Below are 19,177 nucleotides of genomic sequence, written 5' to 3'. Positions count from 1 at the left end.
CCTTCGGCGGCCCCACCCTATCCAAAATTCCCTTTTCAAGTATGGCGTACAAGTCGGCAGGCATCAAGGGGAAAGCGCAGGATGCGATGGATCACCTGTGGGTGATCCGGGTGCCCCGGATCCGTGAGGGATCCCGCAGGGCCTCCCGGAGGGCACCAGGGCGCCGTCCGGAGAAGATCCAAACCTCCAGATCCGGAGCCCTTTCGACCCAGCGCAACGCCATCTCCAGCTTGGCCCGCATCCCTCCGGTGACATCGATCCCATGGGAGCCCCCCACGGCCTCCTGGATCTCTCGAAACCGCTCGGGGGTCAAATGGGGGATCACTTGATGGCCTCCCGGCCCATCGGCGAGCACTCCCTCCACTTCCCCGACCAGCAGGATACAAGTCGGACGGAGGGCATCCAGCAGCGCATCGAAAACCGCCTCTGTCGAGAGGATCGTCGCCCCCCGTTCTCGATCGAAAACGACATCCCCTCCGGTCAACGGGATCAGACCGGCCTCCCACGCGCGCTGAAAGGCGCGGGTCTCGAAAGCGATGGGGATCCCGCCGGCAGCCTCCGCGACTGCAGAGGGTAGGATGCTGAGGGCAGGCAAGCCGGCTTCATGAAAGGCGCGGCGGACCCGCATATGGAGCTCCACGGCCGCCAGGGCCACTTCAGCGAACCCCCACCAGTCCTCCGGGCGGGAGATCCCCTCGTGGATCCGGGTTCGGGCGGCAGCCGCATGGCCGAAGGAGCCGCTTCCGTGGCCCACCAAAATACGCAATCCGGGTCGCTCCAGGAGAGCCTCCCGGATCTCCCGGGCCAGCCGACGGATCACCCGGATGCGCGCCCGCCGCTCCCGGCGCTTATCCGTGATCAGGGAGCCGCCCAGCTTGATAAAAATCCGTTCGCTGGAATCTCCCATGGCGCTTCCTGCACGTCCGAATTGGGGACTGCCCTTAGCGCAGATTCGAACCACGTAACTCTCTACCCCAGTCGATGAAGGCGACGGACATTGGCGATCAGGCCTTCCACCGAAGGCTCATCCGCACGGGGGGGTGGGCCCAGCGGGTCGATCACGTCCTCGCGGCCCAGCCAGAGACGGAAGGCCGCCAACACCCCGTACGCCAGCGCATCCCGGTGATAGCCCCCTTCCAGCACAAACACCAGACGCCCATCGCACAAAGCGTCCGCCAGCTCCGTGATCCGCCGGGTCAGGGCCGCGAACCCGGAAACGGTCATGGTCAGCCCGCCCAGAGGATCCCCCCAGTGCGGGTCGTAACCGGCGGAGACCAGCAGAAGCTCGGGCTCAAAGCGGCGGGCGATGGGTGCGATCACTTCCTCGAAGAGGCGTTCGAATCCGCGATCCCCCACTCCCATCGGCAGCGGCAGGTTGATCGTCGTCCCCTCCCCAGGACCGGCCCCGATTTCCCGCCAGTGACCGGTTCCGGGATAGATGCCCCACTGATGCGTGGATAGATAAAGGACGGAAGGATCCGTATAGAAAATCGCCTGGGTGCCGTTGCCGTGGTGAAGGTCGAAATCCACGATCATCACCCGACGGGCCCCCAACTCCTCCCGCGCGAAGCGGGTCCCGAGGGCGATGTTGTTGAAGAGGCAGAAACCCTCACCATGGTCCGGGAACGCGTGATGGCCGGGAGGGCGGACCAGCGCGAAGGCCCGACGGGCGCGGCCTTCCCACACCGCGGCGACGGCAGCCTCGACCGCTCCAGCGGCACGCAGAGCCGCCTCGAACGAGCGAGGGCTCACATAGGTCTCATCGCCGGGGAAGTTCAAACCGCCCCCGCCCCGCTCCGCCAGGCGGCGCACGCGCTCGACATAGCCCGGCTCGTGCACCCGGGTCAATCGCTCCATCGAGATCGGTTCAACGGGGAGTGAGAGGGTATGTTCCAGGACCTCATAGGTTCGGAGGACCTCTAGGATTCGTTCCAAGCGATCCCGCCGCTCGATGTGCCGGGGGTCATCATGTTCCAGAAAGATCGGGTCGAACGCACAAGCCACCGCCATCCGAGACCCTCCCATGCGGGCTTCTCCCAGAGAGGAGTTTAGCGGGGATCCAACGGATAGGCCATTCGTGAGACAAAAAGCGCCAGGGCCAGCAACGACACTTTACGTTTTCGCAAAGGGCCTCTGAAGAGGAGAGGAAGTATAGGCAGGCCAAGGGCTGCGAGTCATCCGTTCATCTTACGGTCCCCATCGGCAACGGGCATGGGGGCTGCTTCGGGATCCGACCCGCTCATGAACCGGGCGCGCGGTGGGTTTCCACATGTTGGGCGAGGAAGGCCATCAGCTCGTCCCGATTCGGCATCGAGGGTTGAGCGCCGTAACGGGTCACGCTGATCGCCCCCGCCGCGTTGGCCCAGCGCAGCGCCTCCTCCACCGATCGCCCTTCCCACAACGCCACCGCCAGCGCGCCGTTGAAGGCATCTCCCGCTGCTACAGTGTCCACCACGGGCACCGAATAGGCAGGCACCCACCGCACCCCACCCCGATCCGCATAGACACACCCACGCTCTCCCAGCGTGATCACCACGTGAGCGCACCCCTTCCCTACCAGAACCCGCGCCGCCTCCTCAATAGCCTGATCCTCCCGCAACGGGAACCCCACCAGGCTCTCTGCCTCCACCTCGTTCGGCGTCAGCCAAGTGCACCACCGGTAGATCTCCTCGGGCAACGCCATCGCCGGCGCCGGGTTCAGGATGACTGACACACCGGCCCGGGCCGCCCGCTCCGCTGCCTGGACCACCACCTCCAGCGGGATCTCCAGCTGAAGCAACAGAACACGGGCCTCGGGCAGCCATCGCTCCAGCCGGGCCAGCTCCGCCCCTCCCACCCGGCCGTTGGCCCCCGGGATCACCACGATGGCGTTCTGACCGCTCTCCTCCACCACGATCACCGCGATCCCCGAGCTGGTCTCCGGATCGACCTCCACGCCGCTCACCTCCACCCCCGCCTCCATGAGCGCCTGTCGCAAGGCAGGGCCGAACACGTCATTCCCCACCCGGCCGACCATCCGGGTCGGGGCTCCCAAGCGGGCGGCGGCCACCGCCTGGTTGGCCCCCTTGCCCCCCGCGGCGGTGAAGAAGCGTTGACCGCGCAAGGTCTCACCCGGTCGGGGAAATCGCGGCGCCACCGCCACCAGATCCATATTGATGCTCCCCAAAACCAGAACGCTCATCCGGCTTCCCTCCGACGCGGCAAGATCACCGGGGCGGACCGACGGCCCGCTTTGAGCCATCGGTCCAGCCCCACCGCGAGGATGAAGACGAGCCCTTTGACAATCTGTTGGTGATAGGAAGGAACCTCTAGCAGGTTCAAGCCGTTACTCACTGTCCCCATCACCAGGGCCCCGATGAGGGTGCCGCTCACGCTCCCGTAACCGCCGCTGAGGCTGGCGCCGCCGAGAACAGAGGCGGTGATCGCTTCGAGCTCCAGGCCGACACCTACGTTGGGCTGGGCCGACCAGAGCCGGGCCGTCAGCAACACCCCACCCAGGCCAGCCAGGAGGCCACTCAATCCATACACCAGCCCTTTGACAAACCGTACTCGGACGCCCGTGAGCCAGGCCAAATCCTCCCCGCCTCCGACTGCGTATAGATGGAGCCCCCATGGAGTGCGGTTCAGCAGCCCACTTACCCCTAGCGCGACCCCTACCATAACGATGACGGGCATTGGGATCCCCAAGGCGTTGCCAGTGCCCAGGAAGGTGAAAGCTTCCGGTAGGCCGGAGATCGGATAGCCGCGCGTGTAGACCAGGGTCAGCCCGCGGGCGATGGCCATCGTGGAAAGCGTGGCGATGAAGGGGGCCAGCCGGCCGCGGGTCACCAGGAGCCCGTTCAGGAGCCCAAGGGCCAACCCGGCCGCCAAGCCGGCGGCGATTGCCCCGCCCACCGGCCAGCCGTTCCGAACGATCAACCCGGCCGACAACGCCCCGGTGAAGGCCACCACAGATCCAACGGAGAGATCGATCCCCCCGCTGATGATGGTCAGCGTCATGCCCAGCGCCACCACAGCGAGGATGGAAGATTGAAGGGCCACGTTCAGCACGTTCGAGGGCGTGAGGAAGCGGGGGGTCATGAGGGCTAAGGCCAGCCAGAGGGCCATCAGGATCAGCATCCCGCTCCATCGCCCGAGGAGCTCACGCCGCTGGGGCATGCCTCCCTCCCATCGCCAGCGCCAGAATGCGGTCCGCCGTGGCTTGGGCCCGGCTCAGCTCCCCAACGATCCGTCCCTCTCGCATCACGAGGATACGGTCGCTGATCCCTAAAATCTCTGGAAGTTCTGAAGAGATCATCAGGATCGCCTTGCCCTCCCGAGCCAAGCGGTCCATGAGCGCGTGGATCTCCGCCTTGGCCCCCACATCGATGCCTCGCGTAGGCTCATCCATAATCAAGATTTTTGGCTGGAGAACCAGCCATCGAGCGAGCACCGCTTTCTGCTGGTTCCCCCCCGACAGATGGCGTACCAGCATCCCAGGGCGTGGCGGCCGGATATCCAGATGGCGGATGTAGGGGATGACGGTCGCGTCTACGAGCTTCCTCGAGAGCAGGCCGAACGGAGCGATCCGGGGAAGGGCGGAGATCGCGATGTTCGAGCGCAGCGCCATGCTCAGGAACAGGGCCTGGGCCTTGCGATCCTCCGGGATGAACGCGATCCCCTGCTGGATCGCCTCGATGGGGGAACGGATGCGGACCCGCCGCCCTTCGATTCGGATCTCCCCACGGTCGACGGGATCCAATCCGAAGAGCGCACGGGCCACCTCCGTTCGCCCCGCCCCGACCAGCCCGGCCAGGCCCACAATCTCCCCCCTGCGGACTTCGAACGACACCTCGTGGAACACACCTTCCCGGGTCAACCCTCGCACTTCCAGAAGGACCTCCGTGCCCGGGGTGGCTGTTTTGGCGAACATCTCCCGCATCTCCCGGCCAACCATCATGCGCACAACAGCCGAGGGTGTGACCTCCGCAATGGGGAAGGTTCCAATCTGTCGCCCATCCCGCAACACCGTGATTCGGTCAGCGATCTGAAAGACTTCCTCCAGGCGATGGGAAATGAACAGGATCGCCACCCCACGGCCTTTCAGGTCCCGCAGCAATTGAAACAGACGATGGATCTCCCGCTCGCTGAGGGCGGAGGTTGGCTCATCCATGATCAGCAGACGGGCGTTCTCTGAGAGGGCGCGAGCGATCTCCAACATTTGACGTTGGGCGAAAGGCAGACTTCCAGCCGGGGCCCGTACATCTAAGTCTAGATCCAGGCCCCTCAAGATCCGCCGCGCTTCAGCTTCCATCGCCCGACGATTTAACCCGCCCCACCGGGTTCGAGGCTCCCGCCCCAGGAAAAGATTCTCGGCCACCGTGAGGTTCGGGAGCAGGCTGAGCTCTTGGTGAATGACCGCGATCCCCATCCGGCGGGCATGGCGAGGATCGGCGATCTCCACCGGCTGCCCCTGCCAGAGGATCCGGCCAGCATCCCGTGGGATGGCCCCCGCCAGAATCCGGATCAGCGTGCTCTTGCCGGCGCCGTTCTCCCCCACCAGCCCGTGGATCTCCCCCGGGAAGATCTCCAAAGTCACCCGGTCCAACGCCTGCACCCCCGGGAAGGCTTTGGAGATCCCCTCCGCCCGGAGCAGCGGCTCTGTCATCCGTTGCCTCCTGTGCGCGGCAACACGCCAGGGAATCCTCGCTACGGGGGCGGGCCTGTGGAAAGCCCGCCCCCTCCTTCCACTATTTAACTGTCTCCTTGGTCACCAAGGAGAGCGGGACGGGGATGAATTTCTCCACTTTCTCGCCCCGCAGATACTTGACCGCCATCTCCACGGCGAGGCGGCCCATCTCCGCCGGCTGCTGGGCCACCGTCGCAGCCAGCTTGCCCTCCTTCACCGCCTTGACGGCGTCATCGATGGCATCGAAGCCCACAAAGATGATCCCGGTGCGTCCGGCGGCCTCAGCTGCCTGGATTGCCCCCAGGACCATTTCGTCGTTGTGGGCGAAGACCCCGTCGATCTGCGGCTGGGCCTGGAGGATGTTCTCAAAAACCTGCAGCCCTTTGGCGCGGTTGAAGTCGGCGGGCTGGCGGGCGATCACCTCCAGGCCTGGGCATTTCTCCTTCAGGTAATCGTTGAATCCTTTCCCACGATCCCGAGCGGCGGAGGTGCCGGGGATCCCCTCCAACTCCACCACCTTGCCCTTGCCCTTCAGGGCCTGGCAGAGAAACTCGGCCGCCATCCGCCCCCCGGCGACGTTGTCCGAGGCGATGTGGGAGACAATCTCTCCACCCTCCGCCGCGCGGTCCACGGTGAAGACAGGGATCCCTGCCTGGTTAGCCTTCTGGATGCTGGGGACCACCGCCTTGGTGTCAGTGGGATTGATCAGGAGGGCGGAGACCTTCTTCTGGATCAGATCCTCGATGTTGGCGGCCTCCTTGGCTGGGTCATCCTGCGCGTCGACAACGATGAGCTTCACACCGTACTGGGCTGCGGCCTTCTCCGCCCCCTCCTTCAAGGTGACGAAGAAGGGGTTGTTGAGGGTGGACAGGGACAGTCCCAGAACGATCTCCTGCGGCTGGGCGGCCGCGGGCGTCGCTGTGGCCCCCGGCGCGGCAGGCGTGGCCGGAGCGCACGCGCCGGCGACTACAGCCAAGACGAGCAAAAGCGGTAGATGCCGACGGATCCACATCGCTTCTCCTCCTTTCTTGGGTTTTGAGCTCCAGTCATTCACGCCGTAGCGCTCGATGCAGCAAGAGCGCTGCGGCGATTACTCCCCCTTTGAACACCTGCTCATAAAAGGAGGGGATGTTAAGCAAATTGATCCCGTTGTTCAGCACCCCAATGATCAAAGCGCCGATCAGGGTGCCCCCCAACCAGCCTTCCCCGCCGGTCAGAGGAGTCCCGCCGATCACGACCGCCGCGATGGCGTCGAACTCGTATCCAAGCCCAAGGGTCGGCGGCGCCGAATCCAAGCGACCGATCAAGATCAGCCCCGCTAGGGCCGCCAGGAACCCGCTCCATCCATAGGTAAGCACCAGATATCGATGGGTCGGGATCCCCGCGGCCCGCGCCGCGGTTGGGTTGCTGCCGATCGCGCGCAGATGTTCCCCAAAGACCGTGTAGCTCAGCAGAGCCCCACCCAGCCCGAACACCAGGGCCATGAGAAGGACGGGCGCTGGGAGAGGCCCGACCCATCCCGCCCCCAGCCAGCGGAAGGATTCCGGGAAGCCTGTGATCGGGCGTCCTTGGGTGTAACTGAGGGCCAATCCTCGGGTGATCGTCATCATCCCCAGGGTGGCAATGAACGGCGGGATTCGGAGATAGGCGATCGCCACCCCGTTCCAGATCCCCAGCAGAGATCCCAAGAGCAGCGCGCTGACCATCGCAAGGACCGGGGGCTGTCCGCCTGTCACCAAGCTGGCCGCCACCACCCCAGTGAACGCCAAGACAGAGCCCACCGAGAGGTCAATGCCTCCCGTGAGAATCACCATAGTCATCCCCACCGCGATGATCCCGTTGACGGAGGTCTGACGGACCACGTTCATCAGATTGCCCGGCGTCAGAAACCGCGGGGAGAGCAGGCTGAGCACTATACACAGGCCGAGGAACGTGAGGGCCAAACCCAAGCGGGCCCACCGCTCTCGGGCCTCCAATGCATTCCACCCCAGCGCAATTCCTACTGGTTGTCCCAGCCCCTTCTCCTGTTTCACCGAAGGACGATCCATCCCTTCACGCCTCAACAGAAAGTGGCCCTCGAAGGTGGGCTCAGTAACTTTAACTTGACATCCCCGCCCTAGAAGATAACGCCGGACACCAGGATCACATTCGCGTAGGGAGTGCACTCTCCGGTCCGAACCACCGCGCGGGCGCTAGCGGTCATCGCCTTAAAGGCCTCGTGAGGCACCCGCTCGATCATAATGGAGCCCAGCCGCTGCTGCACCGCGGAGTACATTGCCGGGCTGCGCTCTATCATTTCCGTCGCGATGATGGCTTTCTCGACGTGCAGCTCCTCGAGGACCGCATCTAAGACATCGAGAAAAGGGGGAAGCCCAGGGCGGACCGCCAAGTCGATCCGCGGAACCGATGGGGGGATCGGCAACCCGGCATCGGCGATCACTAAAAGATCCCCATGGCCCATCTCGGCCACCACCCGGCTTAAGGGAGCGTTCAGCAACCCGCGCTTCTTCATCGAAGCCTCCTCGACTTAGGTTGAGCGGCGGACGACCAGTTGGACCGGAAGAATGTGGCGAGCGGGCGGATGGTCGCGGTCCTGAATCCGGCGGAGCAGCAACTCCCCCGCCACCCGCCCCATCTCGTACGTCGGCTGGGCCACGGTGGTCAACGGAGGGATCACGTAGGCGGCCAGGACGATGTCGTCAAAGCCGACTAAGGCAACGTCTTGGGGGATCGACAGGCCCGCTTCCCCGATCGCACGCATCGCCCCAATCGCCATAAGATCGTTGCAAGCGAAGATCGCCGTCGGGCGAATCGAGGGGGGGAGCTGCAGGAAGAACCGTGCGGCCTGATACCCGCTCTCGGCCCGGAAATCCCCCCGGCGCACCCAATCCGCCAGCGGCTCAATGCCCGCCTCAGCCATCGCCTGCCTGTATCCACGCACCCGATCGGCGCTTGGGGTCAGATCCGAGGGTCCAGTGATGCACGCGATCCGGCGGTGACCGCGCTCTAACAGGTGCCGGGTCGCTAAGTAACCTCCTTGGAAGTTGTCGGCCAGCACGCAGTCCACCTCTAGGCCCGAGAGTTCCCGATCGACCACCACGAAGGGGATCCCGCGCTGCTTGAGGATCGCGAGATGGGCCGGCGTCGCGCTGGCGGAGACCAGCGCGATCCCATCCACCTGTTGCTCGATCAAGACCCCTAGATACCGCTGCTCCTTGACAGGGTCCCCATCGGAGTTACAAAGGATCAGGCTGTAATCGTGGGAGAAGCTGAGATCCTCCAACCCGCGGGCGATCTCGGCGAAGAAGGGGTTGGCGCTGTCGGGAACGATCAGGCCCAGCACATGGGTCCGCTTGCGCCGGAGGCCCCGGGCGATCCGGTTCGGACGATACTGCAAGGCAGCGACGGCCTCCCACACCCGCGCCTCCACCTCAGGGCTGACCGGGCGTGTGCCATTCAGCACGTACGAGACCGTAGCGATGGAGACCCCCGCCCGCCGAGCTACATCCCGCAGGGTCGTCATAACTTATTCCGAAGTTAAACGTTTAATCCCATGAAAACATAGGATCAGCGCGCTGTCAAGCCGAGAGAATCACCGGCCTTCCGATTGGGCGACTCATCCGAACTGCTTCCCGGCGGGCCGGGGCCGCCCGATGAGCGCTCCCCAACGTTGCTGCCGCCAGATCCTTGAGGCCGTTCAGCGGAGACGGAGGAGAGAAAAAGGGGAGGGACCATTCGCTTCCTCATGCGGGGGGAGACTATGCGAGCCCGCCGTATCCTTTCAATCCCTGTCGCCCCAACCAAGGATGGGCCATGGTCCCCTGGAACCCGGAGCCCCGCCCCATCGCGCAAGCGCTCCATCTCCCCGATGGCGCATGGGTGGGGATCGTCGGAGCCCGGCTCCGCGTCTGGGGGCGACTGCGGCGGATGAATGGGGCCCGCGCTCTTTCCTGAGCCCTCCCTGGATCTCCGCTGGGATCCTGTCGTTGCCCTCTCCCCATGCCGATCTCACCCTCCACCCCGACCCCCGTCCCATCCCTCTCACCGACCGTTCCCCCAACCCACGGCCACGCCGTTCCCTCTACCCAAGCTCTCCGGCCAACTCGTCGGGGCACGTATCACGGTAGAAGGCATGGTGGTCGATCTCCAGGGCTTTGCTCCTGGATGGGCGTTGACCTTGGAGCAGGCCGGAGGGCGTCTACGGCTGTTCATCCCCACCGAGCAGATGGCCCGAGTCCCCGGCCGGGAGGGCCTTTACCTCGGGGCAACGATCCGGGCCACGGGGATGTTGACCCTGTATCGCGGTGAGCTGGAGTTGCTCCCGCAGCGGGGCCGTGACATTATGGTGCGTAGGGGGACGCGCCCAAAGGCCCCGCTTCGCCCCATCGGAACGCTGAGCCCCAGCGACCAGGGTGCCCGCGTGCGGGTCATGGGCCAGGGGCTTGAGGTCGTACCCCTTTCCGCGGGGTTACGGTTGCTGGTGCGCGACGAAAGCGGGGCGCTCCGGTGATCCTCTGGGGGAACGTCGCCGCCATGGTTCCAGATCGCCTGAAGGAAAAGGAGGCCAACGTGGAGATTATCGGCCAGGTCCGCACCTATCGGGAGGAGCTCCAGCTGACCCCCGCTGTGCCATGGGAGGTTCGTTCTCCATGACCGCGCTTCCTGAGTGGCTGCGCCATGAGACCCTTTCCTTGGATCGGCCACGCTTTCGATTGACCTGGCGCCCGCGAGCGCGAGGCCTCTTCCTGCTGACCGTGATGGTCGGCATGGCGGCGATGATCACCGGCCGTTCCATCTTGTATAACCTCACCTACCTGCTCCTCGCTCTATTGATTGTTTCGCTGGCATGGGCCTGGAGCGCGGTGCGCGATCTGGAGATCCAGCGGTTCCCTCGCTCCCGACGCAATCAAGTGGGCGGCTTCTTCGAGGAAACCTTGGTCCTCCGGAACACCGGCCTCTTCCCGAAAATCTGGCTGGAAGTCCGTGACGGCTCCACCCTCCCGGGCCACCGAGCCAGCTTCGTGCTAGATAACCTGGGGCGAGGGGGCAAGCGCCTTTGGACGGTCCGGACGCCCTGTCGCCGGCGGGGGCTCTATCGCCTGGGGCCCCTGACCTTGATTGGAACGGATCCCTTTGGTCTCTTCGAGGCGACCCTGCAGTTGACCAAGACCGATGAGGTGTTGATTTATCCCCCGGTGTTCCCCATATGGCGGATCGGAATGCCGGCGGGTCTCTGGCGGGGGAGCGAGGCGGCGCGTCGGCGAACCACCGAAGTGACCCCGAGTGCAGGCGGGGTGCGGGAGTACCAACCCGGCGATGCCTTCCATCGAATCCACTGGCCATCAACAGCGAGGCGGGATCGTTTGATGGTGAAAGAATTCGACCAGGATCCCACTGCGGATGTCTGGATCATCCTGGATATGATGGCTGATGTTCATATCCACCGACCGGAGCACGAAGAGGAGTGGTTGCTTGGAAAACCAGGACCCCTCCTGCCTGTCTCTACAGAGGAATACGCGGTGGCGATCGCGGCCTCCCTGGCCGCGCACTTCCTGCGACGTGAACGCATGGTGGGGATGTTGGCTTACGGCTCCCAGCGCTTTTTCATGCCTCCCCATCGGGGGCAAGGACAGCTGGAGCGCGTGCTGGAAGGGCTGGCGCTTCTGCGGGCGTATGGAGAGGTCCCCTTCCACCAAGTGCTTCAATCCCATGCACTGCGCATGGCCCGCGGCTCCATCCTCATCCTGATCACGCCCTCCGGCGATCCTCGATGGGCCATGGTCGCTCGAAGCCTGGATTCCCATGGGATTCGGGTGGCATCGATCGTTCTGGAGGCTTCCTCGTTCGGAGGGGCCGAGACCAGCACCCGCGTTCTCCCCCTGCTGGAAAACGCGGGGGTCCCGGTCACGGTGATCCGAGCCGGCGAACCCCTCGCCCCCGCCTTGGAAAGGCTGGGCCCACGGAGTTAAGAGTTAAAGATCAGACCTCCTCCGCAAAACGCGGGCTGAGCCGGCGGAACATTCCATAGCCCACCAGCAGAACCAGCCCGGCCGTGGCCAGCGTTCGCAGCAGAAACTCCGGCGCCGTGTAAGTCCCGTAATAGAGCAGGTCGTGGTATGAGGCGATGATCGAGGCCATGGGGTTCAGACGACGTGTCCAGAGCCAGACGTCAATGGAAACCCCAAGAAACGAAGCGTTGCGAGGGAGGATGGAGATCGGATAAAAAATGGGGGTCAGGAAAAACCATGCCAGCAGCAACACCTGCAGGATATGGGCAGTATCACGATAGAATACATTTAGAGCGGAGACCGCAAGGGCCACCCCCGCGGTGAACATCACATGGGCGAGTATGGTCAGCGGCAGAAGAAACAGCCAGGGCGTCGGTCGGATCCCTGAGAGCCAGGCGATCGCAAAATAAATGGGAAGGGAGATCAGGAAGTTCAGCGTATTGGAAAGGACGACCGATAAAGGCAGGACTTCGCGCGGGAAATAAACTTTACGGACCAGCGAGGCGTTCGCGGTGACGCTCTCCGCAGCCCCCTGCACGGAGATCGCGAAGGCGTTCCACGCCAGGATGCCGACCAGGACAAACGCGTGAAAATGGGGAAGGCTGGCCGGTCCCCGGTTCATCACGGTGAAGACGATGGTGAACACCGTCATCATCAGCAGTGGATGGATCCAAGACCAGGCCACCCCAAGGACCGAGTTCCGGTATCGGACTTTGAGATCCCTCAACGTCAGCAGCCAGAGCAGATCTCGATAACGCCATAGCTCGATCAGCCCCTGAGGCATGCTTCCTCCAGCTCCCCCCACAAGGATCACGTGGAACGGCCTTCTATCGATTTACCCGCATGCTCAACCAATCCCCTCGGCCGCGAAGTCGCCGCCCATGCCCGGAGGGGCAGCCCCCGCTGAACGACCCGGTAGATTTCCAGAAGCGCCTGCCCGGCGCTCTTCCAGCTGTAATGCGCCACGGCGCGGGCCCGAAGCCGTCTGCCGCGCTCCGCCGATTCCTCCGGATGGCGGAGCGCGTACAGGATCCACTCCGCCAGGCTCTCGACGTCCCCGAAGCGGGCGTAATAGCCTGCCTCGCCCATGAACTCCCGACTCACCGGGGTGTCAAAGGCCACCACTGGGAGGCCGGTGGCCATGTAATTTAACAGCTTCCCGCTTCCTTCGGTGGCCGACATCTTGGGCGCCACCGCCAGTTCCCCCAATCGGAGGTAAACCGGCGCGTGCTCGTAAGGCAGCTTCCCGGTGAACGTGACGCGGTCCGCAATCCCCAGGGCGGCGGCCTGGGCCATATAAAACGCCTCGCCGGGGAACCCCATGATCAGGAAGTGGACTTGGGGATCGGCACGAACCACGCGAGCGGCCGCCTGGAGCAACAAATCCGTGCCCTGATAAGGGGCCAGCAGTCCCAGATAAACCACCAAACGGCGCCCTTCGGGGATCCTCCACTCACCCCGCAGGCGCTGGAGCTCAGGGATCTCCTCAGGCAGAGGAGGACGAAAGACCTCTGTGTTGACCACATCGGGGAATGGGAGCACCCGCTCTGGAGGCGCGCCGAAGACCTCAATTAAGAGACGGGCCCCCTGGACGGTGCTGGTGAGGATCGCATCGGGCTGCCGATCGATCCAGACCTCCAGCCGCCGCATCAGCGGATACCATGGCCCGTCCGGGTTCAGGAACCGATGATCGATCATCTCCCCTGTCAGGCTGCCCTGGAAATCGAAAATCAAGGGGATCCCTAGCAACCTCCGGAGAACGGTTCCAATCAACGCGCCTTCGTGAAGATGGGCGTGAAGCAAATGCGGACGCCAGCGCAACGCGGTGGCCAGCGCAGTGCCGGAGAGATAGATATCGAAGGCGATCTTATGTCGGGAGGATCCAACCTCGTAATGGGAACGCCAGGGCAAAGGGGGCGTGCGGACGATATCCAGTCCTGGGAGATCCCGGCCCTTGTAATAGGTGACGATCTTCACTTGAAGCCCGAGGGACTGGAGGGCTCTGGCCTCCTCCAGAATCCGTACATGGCATCCGTAGTCGTTAAAGAATGAGGTTGGTGCAATCATCATCACCCGCATCCAGCCGGGCCTCCAGAGGAGATCCAGAAATCATTCGACTTGATGCGTAATCGTAAGCGCGTGCGTCCAGTCCATCCCCGTTCGCTCCTCCTTCCCGCGGAGGAACCAGGCATTCGAGCCCCATGCTGCCCACAAGGCGTGAATAAGAAATTGGGGGTCCGGGAAATGCAAATGGCTCCCTAACGGGCATTCAGCGAGCGAACAGCCCCAGGTGGTCTATCGAGAGCGCGCCTATCGCTTCTTAGAGGAGCGAAGGCGATGAAGCCCCAGCATGGTTTCAAGCAGACCTGGCTGATCCTCTGGAACAGGCAGCCCCTGGAAGCTCTCCTGTCGGGATTTTAACCAAGCGTTCCGCGTGTGGCTGGCCGTTCGGAAAAGATCCTCGAAGACTGCTTCATCCTCCGTGCCCTTCAGAGCCTCCCGCAAGCGCCCCAGGGCTTCCATCAGGCGATCCAGCCAGTAAAGAAGAGACTCCCGGTTGGCGATCGCCGCCAGCCGCCCGCTGGAAGCGTCCGGAAGGCCCGCGGTGATCCGTGCGAAACGGACCCCAATCGCTTGAGGCATATCTCGTCGGGCGGGAGCGGTGGACCATACGGCCAGGAGGGCGGCGCCGAGGAGAGCAGGCAGTTGCTCCAGGGCCGCCATCCAGCCGTCATGCTCCGCCGGATCAATGAAGAAAGGACGCGCCCCGATCCGATGGGCCAGCCCAGCGGCGGCCTCCACGGCCCAAGAAGGCGCCTGAGCGGAGGGAGTCAGGCAGAACAACGCATCCCGGAACAGATCCGGATCCGGCCTCTCCCCGGCATCCGGGTTCAGAATCGGATGGCCGCCGATGAACGGCGTGGAGGAGGGTAGATAGGCCTGAGCCCAGGCCATGACTGGGACCTTCAGCTCCGCCGTATCGATCACCAGCGTTCCTTCCTTCAAAGCCGGGGCGATCGCCCGGAGCGCAGGCTCGATCTCCCCAAGCGGCATGGCCAGCAAGATGAGGTCTGAATCCTTGCAAGCGCCTGGAAGGTTCCAGTTGGTCTGATCCACCGCTTTCCAGCGAAGGGCCTCGCGGGTCCGCTCCGGGTTCGGATCGTGCCCGACCAGCCGGACTTCCGGCAGCGCCCGCCGGAGGGCCAACCCCAGGGAAATCCCCAACGTCCCCAATCCAAGGATTGTGATTTGCATCCGGCTCCAATCCTTCCGAAGATCTATAGCATACCCAGTATATCACGAAGGGGTCTTTGGGGGCCGGGGGCCGTTTGGAGTAGGGCGCTTATGAAATTTAACAAATTGATCCAGACATTCCACCCTGAGGATACGCTGTGAGGGAAGCGGGAGGCCCCCCTTTATCCCCAGGAGACCAAACCCAAGCATCCAATCTGGAAGAAGCGCTAGGCCTGGCATTCCATCGCACGATCTTATAAACTGAAATCCAAGCGGCTTCGCTTCCTTACTCTCTGGCCCAAACGATAGGCGCAGCTACGAGAGGCGCTTCTACAGAGGATGCAAAGGCTCATCAAACAGAACGGCAACGGCACATCAAGCCTTTAGGGGTTGCGCTGTTGATTTCCTTATGGGGTCTTAGGGTGAAGCTGGGCGCCTTCAGCGGCCAGCCCTGCCCTCCAAAGCCGCTTTTATCTCTCCTTCTCACAGTCCCTCGGGCCATGAGAAGGAGCGATGAAGGAGGGGCCCTGCCTTCTTCTTCCGCGGGCCCCGAGCGGTGCAACCCCTAATGAAATTGCGGGCTGGGAGGGAGATCATGGATGAGGGATCCATGTGGCGTGGAATCATCCATGCCTATCGTCCGTTTCTTCGGATCGCTTCCATCGATCCGATCACCCTTCATGAGGGCAACACCCCGCTGCTGCAGGCCCCCCGTCTGGCTCGAGCCATTGGCTTCTCCGGCTCCCTTTATCTGAAATACGAAGGCCTGAATCCAACCGGATCGTTTAAGGATCGGGGGATGACGACCGCGTTGACTCAGGCGATCGCCGAAGGAGCCCGAGCGGTGATCTGCGCCAGCACCGGGAACACGGCGGCCTCTGCCGCTGCCTATGCCGCCCGCGCCGCCATCCCCGCGATCGTCCTGGTCCCCGCAGGGAAGATCGCGCTGGGCAAACTGGCCGCCGCCCTGGCCTATGGAGCGAAGGTCCTGGCGGTGGAGGGGAATTTCGATGAGGCGCTCGCCTTAGTGCGTCGGGCGGTGGAGATCTACCCGATCGCCCTGGTGAACTCCCTCAACCCCTACCGGCTGGAGGGCCAGCAGACGGCCGCCTTCGAGATCTGCGACCAGCTAGGCCGCGCCCCCGATTGGCTGTGTATCCCGGTGGGGAACGCGGGGAACATCACCGCTTACTGGAAAGGCTTTCGGGCCTATAAGCAGGCCGGCCGCATCCCCTCGCTCCCACGTCTCCTGGGGGTCCAAGCGGAAGGCGCCGCTCCTCTGGTGCTGGGGCATCCTGTGGATCGCCCCGAGACCGTCGCCACGGCGATCCGGATCGGACGCCCCGCCCGCGGGGCGGAGGCCCTCCAGGCAGTTCAAGAGTCCGGCGGGCGGTTCATAGCGGTCTCCGATGAGGAAATTATGGAAGCATGGCGCATGCTGGCGGCCCTGGAAGGGCTTTTCGTAGAGCCCGCGTCGGCGGCTTCCATCGCTGGGCTCCGGCGGGCGCTGGCCCAGGGTGTGCTCTCCCCCCAGGTTGAGGTGATCGTTGCCGTGCTCACTGGCCACGGGCTGAAGGATCCCGAAATCGCCCTGCGGACGCTCTCCTCACCGATCCCGGTGCAGGCCCAATGGGACGCGTTCCGCCGCGTTCTGGAGCCGATTATCGAGAAATCCGTGCCCATCACCTCGCCTCAGGAGGTTCGAGGATGAAAACCCTTCCCCACGCCGTTGAGGCGCTTCTGGAATCCGCTCTGGTGGCCGAGTTCACCGTCCTCGATCCCGAGGGCCGACCTATCGTCCACCCGATGCTTCCTCTTTACATTGGGGATGGCCGGATTTACATGACCTCCAGCGTGCTGTTCTCCCGCAAACTGCTGCACCTGAAACGGAACCCGCGCGCGGCGTTAAGCATCACCGATCCCCTTGCCGCCCCGGTGGATCGGTTCGGCCAGGTGACGATCCAGGGGGATGCGATCGTTATCGACGAAGATCCCCACGCCGGCTGGCTCGGGCTGCTGCCCGCATGGGCTCGCAAGGAGCCCACCATTCCCGCCATGGTGAAACGGCGCTGGATGTTGCCCCTGTTCTGGGAGAGAGCGGTGATCGTCATGACCCCACGGCGGGTTTTCCACTGGCCGCCGACTTCCCCCGAGGAGCCCATCATCTATGACCTGGATTAAGCCGATCGCGGCGAACCCACAGGCCCGGATTCGAAGGGCGCCCTCAGCCTAATCCGAAGCCCAACAGGGAGGCGATGCCATGGCGCAACGTTCCATGGTCGAGCTTCTTATGGAAGCGCAGCGACGATCTGGAGAGCATCCCTTCGCTGTCCTCGTTTGGGTGGATGAATCCGGCTATCCCATGCATCGCCCGGCCCGATTCAAGGTCCGGGGAGATACGATATTGCTGCAGGCCACCGAGGGGCCGCTCCCTCCGGAGGACGTTTCCGTGGCGGTGATCATCAGCCGCATTCGACCGCTGCCCCAAGGAGGCTATGAGGGACGCCGATACTGGACCTTTCACGGGCCCGCTCAGCGCGTCCCCGGAGGGCTGGCTGTCCGGCCGACGCGGGCGACTGGCTGGCAGGAGGATACCCTGCCCTTCCTCGCCCTCTGCGAGCGGGCAATCCCCCAGGCCCAACGTTATTTCGCTCACCTGAGCCGGATCCACGGCCGCGCCATCCGCCCCCGCCTCTCGCCCCTCTGGCTGCTGGTGCGCGCAACACGCTTCCCCTTTCTCAGCGCCACCTTCGTCCCGGTGCTGTTGGGGGCCGCGGTCGCATTCCGGGAGGGCGTGTTCGCTCCGCTTCCGTTCGTGCTGGCGCTCCTCGGAGCGGCTTGTATCCACCTCGGGCTCAACGTAGTCAACGACATCTTCGATACGCTTTCCGGGGCCGATACGATGAATCCCAACCCCACGCCCTTCAGCGGCGGCTCCCGCGTGCTCCAGTATGGCCTTCTCACGATCCGTGAGATGGCTTTCCTGGCTGCGACCCTCTACGGGTGCGGGATCCTGATCGGGCTCCTCCTGGCCGCCATGCGGGGATGGGGGGCTTTACTTCCCCTGGGGATCGCCGGTCTCTTGCTGAGCTGGGCATATACAGCCCCGCCGCTCCGCCTCGCCTACCGCGGGTTGGGGGAGCTGGCCGTGGCGGTAGGATTTGGGCCGATCATGACCCTGGGGGCATACGCAGCCCAAACCGGCCGCCTGGGGCTGGCCCCGCTGGTGGCCTCCCTGCCGGTGGCCGTGCTGATCGCCCTGGTCCTTTACGTCAACGAGGTGCCAGACCGAGAGGGGGATGCCGCGGCGGGCAAGCGAACCCTTGTCGTCCGTCTTCCCCTCCACCGGATCGCCTGGGGGTATGGGATCGCCGTCGCAACCGCCTACCTGGCCATCGCTGCAGGGGTAGCAGGGGGATGGATGCCTCCGGCGGCGCTGCTCGCTGGGCTGACACTCCCAATGGCGATCGCAGTGGGGCGGGATCTGACCCGCGCCCCTGATCGACCCTACGCCCTGATCGCCGCCATGGCCACTCAGATCCGCCTGCATCTTTACGTCGGGCTGTTGCTGACGGTCAGCTACTTCATCGCCCTATGGTTCCCTCACAACGGTTAAGGGAAGCAAAGCACAGCGGTTGCCTTACCACCATTGGGCATCGGAGGATGGAACGATGGCAGAGGTGTGGGTGAAGTGGTTGGAGAAACGCCAGTTCGTGGGTATCGATAGCACGCGGCACAGCGTGGTCATCTCCGGCACTGGGCCGGAGGATGGGATCGGCATGAAGCCAGCAGAGCTCCTGCTCATCGCCCTGGGGGCATGCTCAGCCTTCGATGTCTTGGACATTCTCGAAGAGAAACGGCAAAAGGTGACAGGGTTAGAGATCCAGGTGCATGGCATCCAAGATTCGGACCCCCCGTGGGCGTTCCGGCGGATCCATGTCACCTATCGCGTGCGCGGGCGCGAGGTTTCCCCCAAGGCTGTCGAGGACGCCGTGCGGCTCTCGGAAGACAAATACTGCTCAGTGGGCGCCACCGTCCGGGGTGTGGCGGAGATCACCCATACAATCGAGATCATGGAAGAAGAATAAGCCCTTCCCCCTTCGCGATCTTCTCAGCCCAACCTCGTGCTTCATCATTTGATTTTTGGTTTTGGTTCCTTGGGGGATCAAGGGGGTGGGGCCATCGGCTTCTCACCGCCCCATATCCTCAAAGCGGAAGAAACACCAGTCTCAGCGATCCAAAACAGCCGGGGGCCCGGCGAAGATCG

Annotated in this window: 20 protein-coding genes; 8 read left to right on the top strand and 12 right to left on the bottom strand. The window is 64.0% G+C overall.

The genetic code is table 11. The features are described from left to right. Positions 1-91: 91 nt before the first annotated feature. The 9 genes from ACFMO5_RS09690 to ACFMO5_RS09650 form a co-directional block, all read right to left on the bottom strand. Positions 92-907: an isopentenyl phosphate kinase gene (locus ACFMO5_RS09690; RefSeq protein WP_376792547.1), complete on the bottom strand. Its 816-nt coding sequence runs from the start codon at positions 905-907 to the stop codon at positions 92-94. A gap of 62 nt (positions 908-969) precedes the next feature. Then, complete coding sequence (locus ACFMO5_RS09685; protein ID WP_376792546.1) at positions 970-2,010, bottom strand: histone deacetylase; 1,041 nt, start codon at positions 2,008-2,010, stop codon at positions 970-972. 229 nt (positions 2,011-2,239) lie between these two features. Beyond that, complete coding sequence (gene rbsK, locus ACFMO5_RS09680; protein WP_376792545.1) at positions 2,240-3,181, bottom strand: ribokinase; 942 nt, start codon at positions 3,179-3,181, stop codon at positions 2,240-2,242. Continuing rightward, positions 3,178-4,158 (bottom strand): ABC transporter permease, encoded by a 981-nt coding sequence (locus ACFMO5_RS09675; protein ID WP_376792544.1) that lies wholly within the window; start codon positions 4,156-4,158, stop codon positions 3,178-3,180. The genes rbsK and ACFMO5_RS09675 overlap by 4 nt, the downstream gene beginning before the upstream one ends. After that, entirely contained in the window at positions 4,142-5,647 is a 1,506-nt protein-coding gene (locus ACFMO5_RS09670) for a sugar ABC transporter ATP-binding protein (protein WP_376792543.1), read from the bottom strand. The genes ACFMO5_RS09675 and ACFMO5_RS09670 overlap by 17 nt, the downstream gene beginning before the upstream one ends. An 82-nt stretch (positions 5,648-5,729) precedes the next feature. After that, complete coding sequence (gene rbsB, locus ACFMO5_RS09665; RefSeq protein ID WP_376792542.1) at positions 5,730-6,680, bottom strand: ribose ABC transporter substrate-binding protein RbsB; 951 nt, start codon at positions 6,678-6,680, stop codon at positions 5,730-5,732. 34 nt (positions 6,681-6,714) lie between these two features. Then, complete coding sequence (locus ACFMO5_RS09660) at positions 6,715-7,716, bottom strand: ABC transporter permease (protein WP_376792541.1); 1,002 nt, start codon at positions 7,714-7,716, stop codon at positions 6,715-6,717. A gap of 68 nt (positions 7,717-7,784) precedes the next feature. Continuing rightward, a complete protein-coding gene (rbsD, locus tag ACFMO5_RS09655) occupies positions 7,785-8,180 on the bottom strand; it encodes a D-ribose pyranase (protein WP_376792540.1) in 396 nt (131 codons plus the stop codon). 15 nt (positions 8,181-8,195) lie between these two features. Then, complete coding sequence (locus ACFMO5_RS09650; protein ID WP_376792539.1) at positions 8,196-9,191, bottom strand: LacI family DNA-binding transcriptional regulator; 996 nt, start codon at positions 9,189-9,191, stop codon at positions 8,196-8,198. A gap of 290 nt (positions 9,192-9,481) precedes the next feature. On the opposite strand from ACFMO5_RS09650, the gene ACFMO5_RS09645 reads away from it, so the two are divergent. From ACFMO5_RS09645 to ACFMO5_RS09630, 4 genes are all read left to right on the top strand, one after another. After that, positions 9,482-9,622: a hypothetical protein gene (locus tag ACFMO5_RS09645; RefSeq protein WP_376792538.1), complete on the top strand. Its 141-nt coding sequence runs from the start codon at positions 9,482-9,484 to the stop codon at positions 9,620-9,622. 181 nt (positions 9,623-9,803) lie between these two features. Further along, positions 9,804-10,178: a hypothetical protein gene (locus tag ACFMO5_RS09640; RefSeq protein ID WP_376792537.1), complete on the top strand. Its 375-nt coding sequence runs from the start codon at positions 9,804-9,806 to the stop codon at positions 10,176-10,178. After that, positions 10,175-10,321: a hypothetical protein gene (locus tag ACFMO5_RS09635; RefSeq protein WP_376792536.1), complete on the top strand. Its 147-nt coding sequence runs from the start codon at positions 10,175-10,177 to the stop codon at positions 10,319-10,321. The genes ACFMO5_RS09640 and ACFMO5_RS09635 overlap by 4 nt, the downstream gene beginning before the upstream one ends. Then, positions 10,318-11,637: a DUF58 domain-containing protein gene (locus tag ACFMO5_RS09630; RefSeq protein WP_376792535.1), complete on the top strand. Its 1,320-nt coding sequence runs from the start codon at positions 10,318-10,320 to the stop codon at positions 11,635-11,637. The genes ACFMO5_RS09635 and ACFMO5_RS09630 overlap by 4 nt, the downstream gene beginning before the upstream one ends. Positions 11,638-11,647: 10 nt before the next feature. Here ACFMO5_RS09630 and ACFMO5_RS09625 read toward each other — a convergent pair whose 3' ends face one another. From ACFMO5_RS09625 to ACFMO5_RS09615, 3 genes are all read right to left on the bottom strand, one after another. Next, the gene (locus ACFMO5_RS09625) at positions 11,648-12,460 is read right to left on the bottom strand and encodes an ABC transporter permease (protein WP_376792534.1); all 813 of its coding nucleotides are present in this window, start codon (positions 12,458-12,460) and stop codon (positions 11,648-11,650) included. Positions 12,461-12,486: 26 nt separating this feature from the next. Continuing rightward, positions 12,487-13,755: a glycosyltransferase family 4 protein gene (locus ACFMO5_RS09620; protein WP_376792533.1), complete on the bottom strand. Its 1,269-nt coding sequence runs from the start codon at positions 13,753-13,755 to the stop codon at positions 12,487-12,489. Between the two features lie 231 nt (positions 13,756-13,986). Further along, complete coding sequence (locus ACFMO5_RS09615; protein ID WP_376792532.1) at positions 13,987-14,931, bottom strand: prephenate dehydrogenase; 945 nt, start codon at positions 14,929-14,931, stop codon at positions 13,987-13,989. 589 nt (positions 14,932-15,520) lie between these two features. Between ACFMO5_RS09615 and thrC the strand changes: the two genes are divergently transcribed. The 4 genes from thrC (at position 15,521) to ACFMO5_RS09595 (ending at position 18,998) form a co-directional block, all read left to right on the top strand. Further along, positions 15,521-16,621 (top strand): threonine synthase, encoded by a 1,101-nt coding sequence (thrC, locus tag ACFMO5_RS09610; RefSeq protein ID WP_376792531.1) that lies wholly within the window; start codon positions 15,521-15,523, stop codon positions 16,619-16,621. After that, positions 16,618-17,091, top strand: coding sequence for a pyridoxamine 5'-phosphate oxidase family protein (locus tag ACFMO5_RS09605; protein ID WP_376792530.1), 474 nt, complete (start codon positions 16,618-16,620; stop codon positions 17,089-17,091). Before thrC ends, ACFMO5_RS09605 begins: the two co-directional genes overlap by 4 nt. Before the next feature lie 79 nt (positions 17,092-17,170). Then, the gene (locus ACFMO5_RS09600; protein ID WP_376792529.1) at positions 17,171-18,526 is read left to right on the top strand and encodes a prenyltransferase; all 1,356 of its coding nucleotides are present in this window, start codon (positions 17,171-17,173) and stop codon (positions 18,524-18,526) included. 55 nt (positions 18,527-18,581) lie between these two features. Then, positions 18,582-18,998 carry an OsmC family protein gene (locus ACFMO5_RS09595; RefSeq protein WP_376792528.1) on the top strand — a complete coding sequence of 139 codons (417 nt, stop codon included), beginning with the start codon at positions 18,582-18,584 and terminating at the stop codon, positions 18,996-18,998. Positions 18,999-19,177 lie beyond the last annotated feature (179 nt).

The organism is Thermoflexus sp. (genome assembly GCF_042408365.1).
Classification (GTDB): domain Bacteria; phylum Chloroflexota; class Anaerolineae; order Thermoflexales; family Thermoflexaceae; genus Thermoflexus.
Note: the sequence above shows the minus strand (reverse complement) of the source record. Positions and strands in the feature narration are given on the sequence as shown.

What these genes read in the sequence shown, in the direction of transcription:
- ACFMO5_RS09690 (WP_376792547.1), bottom strand. Translation starts at nt 907, where the DNA reads ATGGGAGATTCCAGCGAACGGATTTTTATCAAGCTGGGCGGCTCCCTG.
- ACFMO5_RS09685 (WP_376792546.1), bottom strand. Translation starts at nt 2,010, where the DNA reads ATGGCGGTGGCTTGTGCGTTCGACCCGATCTTTCTGGAACATGATGAC.
- rbsK (WP_376792545.1), bottom strand. Translation starts at nt 3,181, where the DNA reads ATGAGCGTTCTGGTTTTGGGGAGCATCAATATGGATCTGGTGGCGGTG.
- ACFMO5_RS09675 (WP_376792544.1), bottom strand. Translation starts at nt 4,158, where the DNA reads ATGCCCCAGCGGCGTGAGCTCCTCGGGCGATGGAGCGGGATGCTGATC.
- ACFMO5_RS09670 (WP_376792543.1), bottom strand. Translation starts at nt 5,647, where the DNA reads ATGACAGAGCCGCTGCTCCGGGCGGAGGGGATCTCCAAAGCCTTCCCG.
- rbsB (WP_376792542.1), bottom strand. Translation starts at nt 6,680, where the DNA reads ATGTGGATCCGTCGGCATCTACCGCTTTTGCTCGTCTTGGCTGTAGTC.
- ACFMO5_RS09660 (WP_376792541.1), bottom strand. Translation starts at nt 7,716, where the DNA reads ATGGATCGTCCTTCGGTGAAACAGGAGAAGGGGCTGGGACAACCAGTA.
- rbsD (WP_376792540.1), bottom strand. Translation starts at nt 8,180, where the DNA reads ATGAAGAAGCGCGGGTTGCTGAACGCTCCCTTAAGCCGGGTGGTGGCC.
- ACFMO5_RS09650 (WP_376792539.1), bottom strand. Translation starts at nt 9,191, where the DNA reads ATGACGACCCTGCGGGATGTAGCTCGGCGGGCGGGGGTCTCCATCGCT.
- ACFMO5_RS09645 (WP_376792538.1), top strand. Translation starts at nt 9,482, where the DNA reads ATGGTCCCCTGGAACCCGGAGCCCCGCCCCATCGCGCAAGCGCTCCAT.
- ACFMO5_RS09630 (WP_376792535.1), top strand. Translation starts at nt 10,318, where the DNA reads ATGACCGCGCTTCCTGAGTGGCTGCGCCATGAGACCCTTTCCTTGGAT.
- ACFMO5_RS09625 (WP_376792534.1), bottom strand. Translation starts at nt 12,460, where the DNA reads ATGCCTCAGGGGCTGATCGAGCTATGGCGTTATCGAGATCTGCTCTGG.
- ACFMO5_RS09620 (WP_376792533.1), bottom strand. Translation starts at nt 13,755, where the DNA reads ATGCGGGTGATGATGATTGCACCAACCTCATTCTTTAACGACTACGGA.
- ACFMO5_RS09615 (WP_376792532.1), bottom strand. Translation starts at nt 14,931, where the DNA reads ATGCAAATCACAATCCTTGGATTGGGGACGTTGGGGATTTCCCTGGGG.
- thrC (WP_376792531.1), top strand. Translation starts at nt 15,521, where the DNA reads ATGTGGCGTGGAATCATCCATGCCTATCGTCCGTTTCTTCGGATCGCT.
- ACFMO5_RS09605 (WP_376792530.1), top strand. Translation starts at nt 16,618, where the DNA reads ATGAAAACCCTTCCCCACGCCGTTGAGGCGCTTCTGGAATCCGCTCTG.
- ACFMO5_RS09600 (WP_376792529.1), top strand. Translation starts at nt 17,171, where the DNA reads ATGGCGCAACGTTCCATGGTCGAGCTTCTTATGGAAGCGCAGCGACGA.
- ACFMO5_RS09595 (WP_376792528.1), top strand. Translation starts at nt 18,582, where the DNA reads ATGGCAGAGGTGTGGGTGAAGTGGTTGGAGAAACGCCAGTTCGTGGGT.